The organism is Streptomyces sp. NPDC058231 (assembly GCF_042882275.1).
Lineage (GTDB): Bacteria > Actinomycetota > Actinomycetes > Streptomycetales > Streptomycetaceae > Streptomyces.
In genome coordinates this window covers 107,202-121,886 of the sequence record NZ_JBHVWN010000018.1, presented here as the reverse complement: position 1 = coordinate 121,886, position 14,685 = coordinate 107,202, and the positions used below count along the sequence as shown (strand labels likewise).

Genomic DNA, 14,685 nt, shown 5'->3' with positions numbered 1-14,685 from the left:
CCTTGCCACCCCACTGACCCTTGCCACCCTCGTGGCCCTTGCCACCCCACTGACCCTTGCCACCCTCGTGGCCCTTGCCACCCCACTGACCCTTGCCACCCTCGTGGCCCTTGCCACCCCACTGACCCTTGGGCTTGTCGCCGTAGCCGTAGTTTTGCTCGCCAGGCTGCCCGCCATGACCGGGCCTACCGTGCGCACCCTCATGCTTATGGCCAGGCTTGCCGCCGTGCCCACCGCCGGTGTTTCCGACGGTGGTGGCATTCCCGGCGGTGTTGCCCTCGGTGTTCCCCGATGTGGTGTTCCCGGCGGTGTTGCCCGAGGTATTGCCGGACGTGTTGCCGGACGTGTTGCCGGCGATGTTGCCCGCGGTGCCACCGCTCGTGACCTCGACGATGGGTCCGCCCAGGAGGCCACCGCTGACGAGGCCGCCGCTGAGGAGCCCCCCACTGGTGGTCGTGCCACCGCTACTGGTGGTGCCACCGCTACTGGCGGACCCACAAGTCGGCCGGGTGATCGTGTTGGTGATCAGCGACACGAGCCCTGATTCGTCCACAGCACCGGCCAGAACTCGACCCTCGACCACCGCCCTATTCTCCATGGTGATCGAGGTGTGGGCCATGAAGGTGCCCACGGAGAAGGAGTCGCTGCCGAAACTGGCGGAACTCCCGATCTGCCAGAAGACATTGCATGCCGTAGCGCCGCCTGTGAATTGCATTCGGCTGCCGGATGCCAGCGTCAGTGCGGATGGGACTTTGAATACCCAGACGGCGTCGGGGCCGCCGTTCAATGTGAGAACACCCGTGTTCAGGACCACGCCGGGGACGAAGTCGTACAAGCCCGGAGCCAGCCCCGTCGGGCCGCCTGCACCATTGAGGTCCGAGTCAAGGGTGTCATCGACGGGGCCCCGGGCTGCGGCGACGGTGTACGCATTCTGCAGTGCGGCATGGGCAGCGTTGGCCGTCCCGTCTGTCACATGGACGGTCCCATTGACCACATTGGCACACGGCGGAGAGGCAGGAATTGCGGGCGGTGGCGGGGCACAAAATCCAGTAACTGAGCTCCCCGGCGAGACCCCGGCATCTCCGCTGATCACGGAAGAACCGGTATTGGTGACAGCCCCGCCGCCCAGCACCGCGAAGTCGGTGGCAGCACCAAGAGGAATGGGGGTGGTAATGGCATTTGCCTGTGTCGGCACCATTACCACTGCGGTAGCAGCGATCAACGCCGTGGTGATCGTCGCGATCCAGGCGGGCATTGCGCGCCGTTGATGCGCACCGGAGATGTTCTGCGTCATCGAGAGGCCTACTCCTCTAGGAAAATGCGGTGAATGTTTTTTGCTGCCCTTGTCGAGTTGCCGCGAGCCGGAACCTCTGCTCGCTGACATGCGCCGTGGGTTTCAATGGCCTGCTCGGCGATCCCGGGAAAGAGGTTGGATTCAGATTAACTGGCGAGGAATCACAGAGAACGTAAATGCGCGATCCATATGGGTGACTTTCAGCGGACGCAGTCAGACACGATCGGAATATCAAATAAAGTTACGGGAGGTGACACGCCGACCCCGCAGTTCCGGAAGCATTGCCTTCCGTGAAGCACTCTGGTCCCACGCCCACGCCAGGTACGGGAAAGATGCACCCCCCTTCCCCATCATCCAGACGTCCCTGCGTCCGAGCAGTGATTGCATTCGATACGACGATGCATCGGAGTTCGCTCGGGAGGTAGAACGGCCTACCAGCCAGGATGCGGACTATCCGCAGGCCATCTCGTCAAGCGGCGCCTTCTGCACCATCGAGCGCGAGGAATGTGCGAGTACATAGACCAGGTTGTCACCGAGCAGGGCACCGACGTCTCAGGGTCTGATGCAGGGTTGGGTGACAGGTTCAGTCACGCGGCCCAGTGGGTCGGTGTGGTCATGACGGTTTCGCATTCGACGGGGGTCAGTCGTCGTAGTGCGGCTTGTCGACGGCGCCGGTGGTAGGTCTTCTCGATCCAGGTCACGATGGCGATCCGCAGTTCCTGGCGGATGGCCCACGTGCGGCGGTCGAGGACGTCCTTCTGCAGCAGGCTGAAGAAGGACTCCATGGCCGCGTTGTCGCCGGCCGCTCCGACGCCGGCGACGACTCTCACGGCCGTAGGCGGTGGGGAAGTTGCTCTCAACACAGAGAGCGTGCGGGGCAGCAATGCCACCGAGGCACTCGCCGATCTCCTCATGGGCCCAGGCGGCGCGGTGCTGTTACACGGTCCCGTGGGCGCGTGGTGGCCCGTCGGGGCATCGACATCATGTGGATGCCCAGCCGGCCATCGAGGTGACGAAGCCGCCGAAGGTGGAGTGGACCATCGCCGTCGATCGTGCAGATGCTGAGGTGACAGCGTTCTCTGCACCAGATGAACTCGCACTCCCGGCTGCACGCGGCGTACTGCGGGCCTGCCGGCGGCGAATAGCGACTGGCCTCAGGGTCGGAAGATGCCCCTGACGCCTCTTGGTGCCCGCTACTGCTGCTCAGTCGGTAATGGCCGTCAGAAGCACGGTGATTCCCAAGCTCAGGTGAAGGGTGAAATCTGCCGGCCCGCCAAGTGCTCAAGTGTGGCTTCAAGGCACGCCTCGGCGGACGGCAGATCAGCCCTGAAGAAGCCCTCCGTCCCCAGAGCGCCGCCGGAGACGATCTCCATCCAACGGTGCCCCTGTCCGCGCTCACCATCAGCCTTGAAGACTACCGAGCATCCTCGCTCGGCCGACCATCCCATCAGTTCCACGACGTCCACGACCGCCCCCTCCCAGGCCCGTCGAGGACGACCGTAGCGCACCAGATTGGCACCAGAATGACCGGTCAACAGCGGTCACCACGAGCCACTCAGACACTACTCAGATCACTCCATATGGGGCCGTTTCCCCAGGTCAGCGCCTCGATCGCTCTCAAGCGATCAGTGATTCGCAAGCTCAGAGCGCGAGTTCGATTCTCGTCACCCGCTCCATGCAAAAGCCCCAGGCCAGCGGCCCAGGGCTTCTTTGTTGTCTGGTCCGCTTCAGGGGTTCGGCACCTCCTTCGCACCGCCAGCCCTCGCGTCACCTCATTCGGCGCCCGAGGTGTCCCGCCAGCAGGTCGGCGAAGACGGGTAGGCCAGCCTTCGCGAGACGGGCGACGGCATCAGCGAGGGTGGCTGGCGGGTTGCGCTTCTCTCCGACAAGTCTGACTACCGTCTCCGCCACCTCGTGCGGCAACTCCTTGTACAGCCCGCACAGGTACGAATCCGGGTCGATTACTCGCACTCCACGCTCGGCCAAATCATCGGCAGGGAAGTCGGCAAGGTTCCACGTGATCAGCGCGTCGGCACCGCTGCCGCCGAGTGATGCCGGTCGTCGGGGTCATCACCCGGCATTTCATCCACGAGGTGCCCGTATACCGCGGCCTCGATCTCGCAGTCGGGGAAGAAGCGCCGGACGGCTTGGGCAACTGCGGCAGCCGACTTCGCGGAACGCTTTCCCTCCCGGACGATGACCCGCTCCCACTCCGCGAGCAGCCGTTCGGACCACACGATCTCGTGGATAGCATCCTCGGTGAGGGCCAGCATCACGTCCATGACCGAGAACGGAAACAGGACGTTGGTGTCCACAAAGACCCGCGCTGCCACGCTCCCCCTCATTCTTCACTTCGACGGCTACCCGTGACGCCCGGATCAATAGGGCGGATCGACGCCCTCCAAGACATCTGCGATCTGGCGCCGCCCCTCTCGGCGGCGCTCACGCTGCCGCTGGAATGCCAGCACGTCCGCAAGGCGGACCACCCGGTGGCTACTGCCCGGCAGGTTCGCCGAGGGGATGTCGCCGGCATCAAGCAAGCGTGCGACGAACGGCCGAGACAGACCCAGAAGCTCAGCGGTCTCAGCGGGCGACAGCTGCACCTCGGACGCCAAGACCGTCACCGCATGCCCACGGGCAAGCTCACCGGCCGAGGCCAGAAGCAGGCGGACCAGCTCCCCAGGCAGCACGAGTTCGCTGCCATCCCGGGTGCGCACCAACACCTCGACCGCCTCCGGCGCCATCCGAGCAGTCGCCGCGAGCGCGCCCTGGTGAGAGGGATTCGGCTCTACCTTCTCGGCACGGGCAAGAACGCTGGAACGAGCCATGGTCGCCTCCAATCACTGACCCCACCGACCGATTCATCTGAAATAACTGTAACCTGAGGGCTCGGTGCGGCAACCCCAAGGGAGACGGGATCTGCCGCTTCCCGCCGGAGCTACTTGGCCTGCCCACCGATCTGCGGGCCATCGACCCGTGGAGGCCCTCCGAACGAATACGTGAGCACCACAGGCAAAGCTGACGCCCACGCCACCGGGCATCCCGGCGAACCACACCAGCGCGCTGGGCAACGCACGCCCCCTGCCAATGTCTCCCCCTGTCACCGCGCAAGAGGCCGTGCACAACGTGCCAGTAGAAGCGGTAAACAGCGGTCACCAAAGGAATTGACTTAGCAGTCAGGACCTGACCATCGGGGCGCATTTCAGCAGGTCAGAGTCCATACACAGGGTCAAGGGCCGGGTGATTCCCAAGCTCAGAGCGCGAGTTCGATTCTCGTCACCCGCTCCATGCAAAAGCCCCAGGCCAGCGGCCCAGGGCTTCTTTGTTGTCTGGACCAGTTCAAGCGTCACGTGCCATTTCCGTGCCAGATGCCTGGACCCGTCTGCGGTGAGGAAGAGCATGAAGATCCATGACCTAACGGATCGCCGTTTAGTCGACGGAGCCGGCTGTCGGCTCAGAGTGAGGGGAGGCCGGAGTGGAGAGGGTCTGTTCGCTCCAGACTGTCTTGCCTTCGGTGGTGTAGCGGGTGCCCCATCGTCGGGCGAGTTGAGCGACGATGAACAGGCCGCGTCCCCCTTCGTCGACCGTGCGGGCGTGGCGCAGGTGGGGGGAGGTAGCACTGTCGTCGTGCACTTCGCAGGTAAGGGTGCGGTTCTTGATGAGGCGTAGTTGCAGGGGCGGGGCGCCGTAGCGGATCGCGTTGGTGACGAGTTCGCTGACGATCAGTTCGGCTGCGTAAGCGGTGTCTTCGTCCACGTTCCACTCTGCGAGTGTCCGGCGGGTGTGTCCGCGGGCGGTGGCTGCTGCTGTGGGGTCGTGGTCGAGGAACCAGGTGGCCAGGGAGTGGGCGGGGAAGGGCCGGGTGCGGGCGAGGAGGAGAACGGCGTCGCCGGGGCGGTCCTTGCTGCGGAGGATGCAGAGGATGGCGTCGCACAGGTCCTGGAGGGGCCGGCCGGGTTGAGCGAGGACGTCGCGCAGGAGTGCGGGGGCACCGTCGGAATCGGCGGGGGGTGTGGGCAGGGTCGCGGAGGTGTAGAGGACGAGGGTACTGCCGTGGGGGAGGTCGGTGGTGGTGGCGGCGAAGGGGGGACCTTCCGCGCTGCCCAGGAGAGGCCCTGGGGTGCTGTCCGGGACCTCGGTGCTGCTGTCGGGGCGGATGATCACGGGGGTGGTGTGCCCGGCCCGTGCGAAGGTGCACGTGCGGGTGACCGGGTCGTAGACCGCGTACACGCAGCTCGCCGAGAACGGTTGTCGGTGCAGGGGGTCGCTGGAGGGCAGAGCCGCGCGCTCTGCTGCCAGGAAGGCTGCGGTGTCGTTGAGGCGCGCGAGGAGCTCGTCGGGTTGCAGGTCCAGTGCGGCCAGGGAGCGGATGACGGTGCGCAACTGTCCCATGGTGGTGGCAGTTTGGATGCCGCGGCCGGTGACCTCTCCGACCACCAGGGCGGTGCGGGCGCCGGACAAGGGGATCGTGTCGAACCAGCCTCCCCCGCCGCTGGCTCCGGGCACGTGCAGGTGGGCGGTCTCGACGGTGCTGTGTGAGGCGGGATAGCGGGGCAGCTGATGGCGCTGGACTGTCGCGGCGATGGTGTACTCGCGGGTGAATCGGCGGGCGTTGTCGATGCACAGGGCGGTGTGGGAGGCCACATCGAGAGCAAGGCCGACATCGTCCTCGTTGTAGGGATCGGACCCGCCGGTCCGGTAGACGCTCAGCACTCCCAGGGCCGTTCCGCGCAGAGTCAGCGGCGCCGCGATGAGTGTGTGCGCCCCGGATGTGCGGATCGCCCCGGCCCTGGCGGGGTCGGCGTCGAGCCAGGGGCTGTCGGGGCTCAAGGCCACGAGGCGGGGACGGAAGTCGCTCAGGGCCTGCGCGTAGGGGGTCAGCAAGTTGAGGCTCCGCACGTCGCCCACCGGATGGGCGGACTGTGCCTGCTGGCCGTCGCGGGCGCGGAAGGCGGCACGGCGCAGAGCAACATCCTGAGCGAGTGGCCCTGTCGGGGACTCCTCGCCGCGTACCACGGCATCCACGACTTCCACCACGGCGACGTCGGCAAAGCCGGGCACCAAGGCATCCACCAGCTCCTGACAGGTGGCGATCACGTCCAGGGTCCGACCCACACGCTCGCGCACGGCATTCAGGACACGCAGCCGGGCACGCGCCTGCTCCTGTTCCGTGACATCGACCACCGTGACAGCCAGTCCGAGGACCGTCCCTTGCGGATCCTGCAGGCGGAACACCGACACCGACCGGATCTTTTCCCGCCCCTGTTCGGCCGCCAGCCGAATGCGGACCAGATACGCGCGCACGGGCACGCCGCTCTCCAGCACACCACGGAGCATTGCCTCCACCTCGTCGGGCGCGGACATGCCGTCGTATGCCTCGGCGAAATGCAGCCCGACCAGGCTTTCGACCGCCACACCGCGCACGTCCCCCGTGACGGTGTTGACCCGCACGAGCCGCAGCTCCGTATCCAGAACGTTCAGCCCTACCGGTGACCGGGTGAACAAGTCATCCAAGATCGCCTCTCCCACCCAGCCACCCGCGTCCCCACCCGCCGACGGCCGGCGCATCGCGTTCTCATCCGCCACAAAGATCACCTCCATCACCCAGGTTGCCCGAGCGGCGTGCCGATGGACCGCCACGCCGCGTCGGGGTACCCGATCAGCCCCCGGCACGACTGCGGACCGCCAGGCGGTTGGTGTTCCCACGGCGCTTCGCTCCCGCCACCCGCGTCGATCGAAGCCACTCATGGGCTTCGACCAGGGACAAGCGAGGTAGCCGCGGGCGCCGGAGGTGCCTTCCTTCTCTCAGGAACGCGCACCACGTCGCACCACCTCCGCACCATCTGCGTCGGAGACCCACGGTCAGCAGCGGTAGACCCCACCATGGCTCGGGCCGAGGATCGGACGGTGTCCGTGCAGGCCAAGGTGCCCACAGCGGGACGTCTTCTCAGGATTCCCAAGCTCAGAGCGCGAGTTCGATTCTCGTCACCCGCTCCATGCAAAAGCCCCAGGACATCGGCTCGGGGCTTTCCTGTTGTCTGGACCATCTTCCCGGCGCGCAGCCCGGGCCGTCCGAGGCCGCTCAGCAGTAGCCGGCAATGACCGATGCCGACTACTCAGGCAGTCGCGGCGAAGCCCCGGAGCCGCAGGAACACAGGTCCCCGAGATCCCCTGCAGGACCCAGGGCAAGAACTGGCGCTGCGTCGGATCCTGCGACTGCGCCGACAAGTTGCCTCCACGCGTGCCCCTCGTGCGCCCGATCGAGCGGGAAACCACGGGGAACACCGGGTAGTCACGGTGCACGGGCATGCGAATGGCCCCCGACCTGGTTACCTGGTCGGAGGCCGTTCACCTGGGCGGTGGGTGTGGGATTCGAACCCACGGTGACATCGCTGCCACGACGGTTTTCAAGATCGCGTGCAGGACACGGCTTGTCGACGCAGCCCCCACGCCCTGAACCGGCCGCTCACGAAGATGCCGACGCCGATGGACAGTGCGATCAGCAAAGCAGAAGCCCCGCCGTCCAGGGTCACGTGGCGGCCCTGGGCTGCCGATGACCCCAGAAAGGCGATCGCAGTGAGAGTCGCGGCTGCCACGGCAAGGCCGACTGCCATTTCAGCCCACCACATCGCCTGTGCCGGTCGAGTCGTCATGGCGTTGTTGTACATCGCGCATCTCGCTGCTGTACAGCAGCGAGGTACAGCAACCATCGCGACCGGAGTCAACCGCCAGCAGCCCCGCATGACCGTCGGACCAGGCGAGCAGACCTCAGTGACCGTGGCGCCCATACTTCGGGACGAAGATCATCAGAGGCCGGCGGATCGATGAAGCAGCCGTCCTCCACATCGAGCGCCAGGTCCACGATGTGCGGCGCGCCTGGGAGCGACCAGAGCTTCGCCGTTCATCGCGCGTCCACCACGACGTTGAAAACTTTCGCGAACAATGACCGATATGCGGCACCGATTTGATCAGATCGCGACCTGGCCAGCCTTGACGCGCACACGGGCAGTTGCAATCGTCAGCAACGGCGCTGCCGAATCGTGCGGCCGCCTTGAATTGACTGACTCTCACGCGAGGTTGTCGCTTTATGCCCGGCCCACTACTCACTCCTGCTTCGCCTACATGTGCAGCTCCGTCGGCACACCTCAGGCTCGCATACCGGAGCGGTTGCGCGCCAATCATTTTCTGACCCACCGAGGATCCGCACGTCCTGTCCGAGCGCTCGCGAACCGGCGCCCGGTCAACGCGGCCAAGAGTCCAGTCACTCACCGGATTTACGGGCCGACAGGCCCATATCACGAAAGGCCGGCTAACGGTGCTGCGTTACATCGCCCGCAAAGTAGTCGGCTGGTTTTTGATGATCACCATCGCGACCAATCTCACGTACTTCCTCGCTAACGCATTCCTCAAGCCTGCGTCGAATTACACCGCGTTGCGACCGCCTCGAACTCCAGCCCAGATCAACCATTCGCTGGCGCTTTACAACCTCAATCCAGACAGACCGATCATGGATCGGTGGTGGCACTGGATATCTCAGATCGTGACTCACTTCGATTGGGGCCAGTCGCCGACCGGGGGCAGCGTCAACGACGAGGTCTCCTACCGGATTTTCGTCAGCGGCCAGCTGGTCCTGGGCTCGACGATCCTGTCCATCATCATCGGAGTCGGGTTGGGCGTCTACACCGCGTCGCGCCAGTACAAGGCTGCCGACCGGGTGTGGCAGGGGCTCTCCGTGCTCTCCTTCAACACGCCCTCCGCGGTGGCCTCTCTTGCGGTGGTGCTCATGGCCATCGCGCTGAACCAGGCCCTGGGCAGCACGCTGCTGCCTGTCGCCGGAGCGCAGAGCCCCGACGTCGCCGGGTTCTGGTCAGTTCTCGGGTCCAGAGCGACGCACGCGATCCTGCCCACGGTCTCGCTCACGTTCATCTCCTATGCCGGATACCACCTGTTGCAGCGATCGCTGCTGCTGGACCACATCAACTCCGACTACGTCCGTACAGCACGGTCCAAGGGGTTGACGCGGAAGCAGGCCATCTACCGGCACGGGCTACGGACCTCGATCATTCCCGTCGCCACTCAGGTCGCGTTCGCGATGCCGGCGCTGTTCACCGGCGCGGTGATCACGGAGACGGTCTTCGCCTGGCACGGAATGGGTGAGTACTTCACCAAGACCATCAGCACGAACGACGTGCACGGCGTCGTCGCTGTCGCAGCCTTCGGTGCCCTCATGACGGCCATCGGTGCAATTCTCGCCGATCTCGTCGTCGTGGCCCTCGACCCCAGGATCAGGGTGAGCTGACGTGGCCATCAACATGCCCGGTGCCGGACCCGGCGCCGAAGAGGTGCGCCCCGTCAAGGCTGAAGCGCAGGAACCCGGGAAGGCCGGCCCCGGTGGCAAGCGCCTCTCCTCGTCCAAGCTCTACATGCGGCGCTTCGCGCGCAACAAGGCGGCGCTCGGCGGTCTGGTCCTCTTCGCCCTCCTCATGTTCTTCTCGCTGTTCGGCCGGTACCTGACCCACTGGGACTACGAGGAGGCGGACTTCACCGCGCTCACTGTCTCCCCGGGGGTCGACGGTCACCTGCTGGGCACCAACGGCGCGGGCAACGACGTCTACGCCCAGCTCGTGCACGGCCTCGGCAGGTCGCTGATCATCGCCGTGACGGTGTCGCTGCTGACCACCGCCATAGCCGGGCTGTTCGGCACCACCGCTGCCTACTTCGGCGGCAAGGTCGAGCGGGCGATGCTCGGTTTTGTTCACTTCCTGCTCATCCTGCCCTCGTTCCTCATCATCGCTCTGGTCGGTACGCACTACCGCGGCGATTGGCAGGTTCTGGTCGTGGTCCTCACGCTGTTCGGCTGGATGCTCACCGCCCGGGTGATCTGGTCCCTGGCCACCTCCCTGCGGGAGCGCGAGTACGTGATGGCGGCCCGCTTCATGGGGGTCAGCCCGATGCGCACCATCGTCCGCCACCTGGTACCGAACATCGGGTCCCTGCTGATCGTGACGTTCACCCTCGGTGTCGCCTCGACCGTGCAGGCCGAGACGGCGCTCTCCTTCATCGGTTTCGGCGTCAAGCAGCCCGATGTGTCGCTGGGTTCCATGCTCGCCGACGGGCAGAACACCCTGTCCACCGCTCCCTGGCTGTTCTACCTGCCCGCAGCCATGGTGGTGCTGCTCACCGTGGCGATGGCGCTCATCGGCGACGGTCTGCGGGACGCCCTCGACCCCACCTCGCACTCTGGAGGCCGCGCATGATCGAGCAGCGCGCTGTCACGACCGAGCACGACACCCAGCAGCCCCTGCTGTCCGTGCGTGACCTGAAGGTGGCCTTCCCGTCGGAAGCAGGCCGGGTGGACGCCGTCCGCGGCGTCTCCTTCGACCTGCACCGCGGCAAAACCCTGGGCATCGTGGGCGAATCGGGATCAGGCAAGTCCGTCACGTCCATGGCACTCATGGGGCTGCTGCCCGACTACGCCGCGGTCACCGGCGAAGTCACGCTCGACGGGGAGAACCTCCTCGACCTCGACGACCGACGGATGTCGAGGGTGCGCGGTCAGCGCTTCGGCATGATCTTCCAGGACCCGCTCTCGTCGCTCACTCCGATCTTCAGCATCGGAGCCCAGATCGTCGAGGCCCTCCAGATCCACCAGGACATCTCGTCCGCGGCCGCCTGGAAGCGGGCCGTCGAACTGCTGGACCTGGTCGGCATCCCCAACCCCGACCGCCGCGCCAAGGGGTTCCCGCACGAGTTCTCGGGCGGCATGCGGCAGCGGGCCGTCATCGCCATGGCGATCGCGAACGACCCCGACCTGATCATCGCCGACGAGCCCACGACCGCTCTCGACGTCACCGTGCAGGCGCAGATCCTCGATGTCCTCAAGACCGCCCAGCGCGAGACCGGGGCCGCGGTCATCATGATCACCCACGACCTCGGGGTGGTGGCCGGTTCTGCCGACGACGTCATGGTGATGTACGCCGGCCGCCCGGTCGAGCGTGCCGGGGTGGACGAACTCTTCTCGCGACCGCGCATGCCGTACACCATCGGCCTGATGAGTGCGATTCCCCGCCTGGACGACCGCGCCAGGGACGCCCTGATCCCGGTTCCGGGGACCCCGCCGCTCCTGGTGGATCTTCCCGACGCCTGTCCCTTCGCGGCCCGTTGCCCCGTGGTGCAGGACGCCTGCCGGGAGGCTGAACCGCCCCTGCTGGCAATCGCCGAGGGCGACAACGGCAACGAGCACTCGGCCGCCTGCCGGCGTGCCGAGGAGATCAACGACGGCGCCATCGGCGGCGAGCCGATCTACCCCGTCCCGGTCTCCAGAGAGAACAGAGCCACGGCCGTCCCCCGCGAGGACCGACCGAAGGTCCTGGAACTCTCCGGTGTCACCAAGACCTTCCCGCTCACCAGGGGCGGCCTGCTCAAACGCAAGGTGGGCACCGTCTTCGCCGTCAACGGCATCGACCTGGACATCCGCGAGGGGGAGACGCTCGGACTCGTCGGCGAATCGGGGTGCGGCAAGACCACCACGCTGCTGGAGGTCATGGGGCTGAAGGTGCCCGAGCAGGGCAGCATCGCCATCTGCGGCAAGGACACGGCGGACCTGAAGCGGAAGCAGGACATCCGCTCCGTCCGCCGCAACATCCAGATGATGTTCCAGGACCCCATGGGGGCGCTGGACCCCCGCATGACGGTCTTCGACATCCTCGCCGAGCCCCTCCGCGCGATCGGTGAACGCGACAGGAAGGCGCTCGGCACCCAGGTGGCGGAGCTCATGGAGCTGGTGGGACTCGACCCCGAGCACCGCGACCGCTTCCCCGCGGCGTTCTCCGGCGGGCAGCGGCAGCGCATCGGCATCGCCCGGGCGCTTGCCACGAAACCACAGCTGCTGGTTCTCGACGAGCCGGTCTCGGCTCTCGACGTCTCGGTGCAGGCCGGCGTCATAAACCTGCTCAACGACCTCAAGGCCGAGCTGGGCCTGTCCTACCTCTTCGTCGCCCACGACCTGTCGGTGGTGCGCCACATCTCCGACCGGGTGGCGGTGATGTACCTGGGGCGGATCGTCGAGATCGGCACCACCGACTCCGTCTTCGACGACCCCAGGCACCCCTACACCAGGGCGCTCCTCTCCGCGATCCCCCTGCCCGATCCGGTCGCGGAACGCACCCGGGAACGCGTCCTGCTCAAGGGCGACCTTCCCAGTCCAACCGACGATCAGCCGGGTTGCCGGTTCGTCACCAGGTGTCCGCTCCACTTGACGCTGTCGGAGCCGCAGAAGGAGCAGTGTCGCAGGGTCACTCCGCAGCTCACTGGGAGGGGAGACCGGGACCACCGCGACGCATGCCATTTCGCGGACACGATCACGTCTGTCGACAACTGAGCTGAAAGGCTGTCATGAGAAAAATTGCTCTGAGCGGGCTGGCGTTCGCCGCCGCCGCTTCCCTCGCCCTCTCCGGATGCAGCGGTGGAGACACCGACAAGTCCGGGCAGAAGCAGTCCAAGGGCGCCACCTCGGAGAACGAGGTGCTGACCTCGTACAACCCCCAGCCTGCGAGCAACCTGCAGCAGGGGGGCAAGATGACGCTTCCCATCGTGGAGATTCCCGATCAGCTCAACCCCCTGAACGGCAACGGATCGCTGTACACATCGAGGATCGCCTGGTTCTACCAGCCGCAGCTGTCCTTCAACGACCCCAAGGGCAACGTCACCTTCAACAAGGACTACCTCACCGACGTCAAGCAGACGACGGTGGACGGCAAGACTCAGGTCACCTACGACATCAACCCGAAGGCCAAGTGGAACGACGGCCAGGACATGGACTGGACGATGTTCCGGGACACCTGGAACGCGCTCAACGGGAAGGACAAGGACTACGTCGTCAGCTCCACCGACGGCTACTCCAGCATCGCCTCGGTCAAGAAGGGCAAGGACGCCAAGCAGGCGATCATCACCTTCGACGGCCCGTTCGTGTACTGGAAGTCCCTCTTCTCCCAGGTCGTCAACCCGCACATCGCCAAGTCCGATGCCTTCAACAAGGCTTACGTGAGCAAGCCCCACCCGGAGTGGGGTGCCGGCCCTTACGCCATCTCCAAGTTCGACGCCAAGGGTGGCACCGTCTCCTACACGCCCAACCCCAAGTGGTGGGGCGACAAGCCGCATCTGGACGAGTTCACCTACGTGCAGATGGAGGAGAGCGCATCCATCAACGCCTTCAAGAACGGCCAGATCGACGCGACGGACGCACAGGACGCCGAGCAGCTCAACCAGGTGAAGTCGGTGAAGGGGGCTGACCTTCGCCGCGGCACGACCACCTCCAACAACCTCATGGTCTTCAACAGCACCTCGCCGCAGTTGAAGGACCCGGCGGTGCGCAAGGCCCTGATGGAGGGGATCGACCGTTCTCAACTCGCAAAGATCGCGTTCCAGGGGCTCGACTACACCGAGCCGCTGCCTGGGTCCTTCAATCTCTACCCCTTCCAGAAGGGGTACCAGGACAACTTCGGCAAGCTCGTGAAGTTCAGTACTGCCGAGGCCAAGAAGGACCTGGACGCCGCAGGCTGGAAGGCCGGCTCGGACGGTGTGCGTGCCAAGGACGGCAAGAAGCTGGAACTGACCTTCCCCACCATCGGTGACAGGTCCACCACCAAGGCCCGTGCCACTGCTCTCGCCCAGATGATGAAGGACATCGGCGTCAAGCTGGACATCAAGGCGCACCCGTCCGCCGACTTCAACAAGGTGTTCACCCAGCGCGCCTTCGACATCTTCGGGATGGGCTTCACCTCGAGCGACCCGAACGGAATGCTCTACATCTGCCAGATGTACTGCTCCGACTCCACGCTCAACGTCTCCCGCTCGGTGCCGAAGAGCATGGACGAGGAGACCAAGGCCGTCACCAACCTGCCGACCTTGGACCAGCAGCTCGACGCGGGCAACAAGGTCGAGCTGAAAGCCATGGCGACCTACGGCATCATGCCGATCCACAACGGCCCCACCATCTGGGCCGTCAAGAAGGGTCTCGCCAACTTCGGGGCGGCCCAGTTCTACGGCAACTACGGTGTCATGGGCCCGCCCGAGCTGATCGGCTGGCAGAAGAAGTAAGCCGGCCTGCCGGGGGCTCCGCCACAGCGTCGATGCGGCGGAGCCCCCGGCCTGTGCTGCAGCCGTGAGCCGTATCGGGTGGGGCTGTAGCGCGTCGTCCTCGGTGCGACGACGGGCCGTGCGGTGCGACCAAGCTCAGAGCGCGAGTTCGATTCTCGTCACCCGCTCCATGCAAAAGCCCCAGGCCGACGGCCGGGGGCTTTTTCGTTGTGTATCGCTGTGGTGGCGGCGGCCGCCCTGGAGCTCGTGTGGAGGTGGGTCGACCGCCGCTTTCCCGCGTAAATCCGTTACGG

10 protein-coding genes and 1 pseudogene are annotated in these 14,685 nt (G+C 65.8%); 4 read left to right on the top strand and 7 right to left on the bottom strand.

What is annotated here, in order from left to right; genetic code table 11:
- The 7 genes and pseudogenes from ACFVXE_RS15835 to ACFVXE_RS15805 all read right to left on the bottom strand — a co-directional run.
- Positions 1 to 1,294: ice-binding family protein (locus ACFVXE_RS15835; protein WP_389671714.1), on the bottom strand; the 1,294-nt coding region annotated here is incomplete at its 3' end.
- 587 nt (positions 1,295 to 1,881) lie between these two features.
- Positions 1,882 to 2,106 (bottom strand): annotated as a pseudogene (locus ACFVXE_RS15830) (IS3 family transposase); the annotation flags it as partial.
- A gap of 432 nt (positions 2,107 to 2,538) precedes the next feature.
- Entirely contained in the window at positions 2,539 to 2,760 is a 222-nt protein-coding gene (locus ACFVXE_RS15825; RefSeq protein ID WP_389671713.1) for a hypothetical protein, read from the bottom strand.
- 555 nt (positions 2,761 to 3,315) lie between these two features.
- Entirely contained in the window at positions 3,316 to 3,627 is a 312-nt protein-coding gene (locus ACFVXE_RS15820) for a hypothetical protein (RefSeq protein ID WP_389671712.1), read from the bottom strand.
- 45 nt (positions 3,628 to 3,672) lie between these two features.
- The gene (locus ACFVXE_RS15815) at positions 3,673 to 4,122 is read right to left on the bottom strand and encodes a helix-turn-helix domain-containing protein (RefSeq protein WP_389671711.1); all 450 of its coding nucleotides are present in this window, start codon (positions 4,120 to 4,122) and stop codon (positions 3,673 to 3,675) included.
- 601 nt (positions 4,123 to 4,723) lie between these two features.
- Positions 4,724 to 6,808, bottom strand: a complete 2,085-nt coding sequence (locus tag ACFVXE_RS15810; protein ID WP_389671710.1) for a SpoIIE family protein phosphatase — start codon at positions 6,806 to 6,808, stop codon at positions 4,724 to 4,726.
- A gap of 893 nt (positions 6,809 to 7,701) precedes the next feature.
- Positions 7,702 to 7,962 (bottom strand): hypothetical protein, encoded by a 261-nt coding sequence (locus ACFVXE_RS15805; protein ID WP_389671709.1) that lies wholly within the window; start codon positions 7,960 to 7,962, stop codon positions 7,702 to 7,704.
- A gap of 872 nt (positions 7,963 to 8,834) precedes the next feature.
- Here ACFVXE_RS15805 and ACFVXE_RS15800 point away from each other — a divergent pair.
- The 4 genes from ACFVXE_RS15800 to ACFVXE_RS15785 are packed head-to-tail and all read left to right on the top strand — an operon-like array spanning position 8,835 to position 14,392.
- Positions 8,835 to 9,593 carry an ABC transporter permease gene (locus ACFVXE_RS15800; protein WP_389671708.1) on the top strand — a complete coding sequence of 253 codons (759 nt, stop codon included), beginning with the start codon at positions 8,835 to 8,837 and terminating at the stop codon, positions 9,591 to 9,593.
- A gap of 1 nt (position 9,594) precedes the next feature.
- Positions 9,595 to 10,551: an ABC transporter permease gene (locus ACFVXE_RS15795; RefSeq protein WP_389671707.1), complete on the top strand. Its 957-nt coding sequence runs from the start codon at positions 9,595 to 9,597 to the stop codon at positions 10,549 to 10,551.
- Positions 10,548 to 12,674, top strand: a complete 2,127-nt coding sequence (locus tag ACFVXE_RS15790) for a dipeptide ABC transporter ATP-binding protein (RefSeq protein ID WP_389671706.1) — start codon at positions 10,548 to 10,550, stop codon at positions 12,672 to 12,674. The genes ACFVXE_RS15795 and ACFVXE_RS15790 overlap by 4 nt, the downstream gene beginning before the upstream one ends.
- Before the next feature lie 14 nt (positions 12,675 to 12,688).
- Positions 12,689 to 14,392 (top strand): ABC transporter family substrate-binding protein, encoded by a 1,704-nt coding sequence (locus tag ACFVXE_RS15785; RefSeq protein WP_389671705.1) that lies wholly within the window; start codon positions 12,689 to 12,691, stop codon positions 14,390 to 14,392.
- Positions 14,393 to 14,685 lie beyond the last annotated feature (293 nt).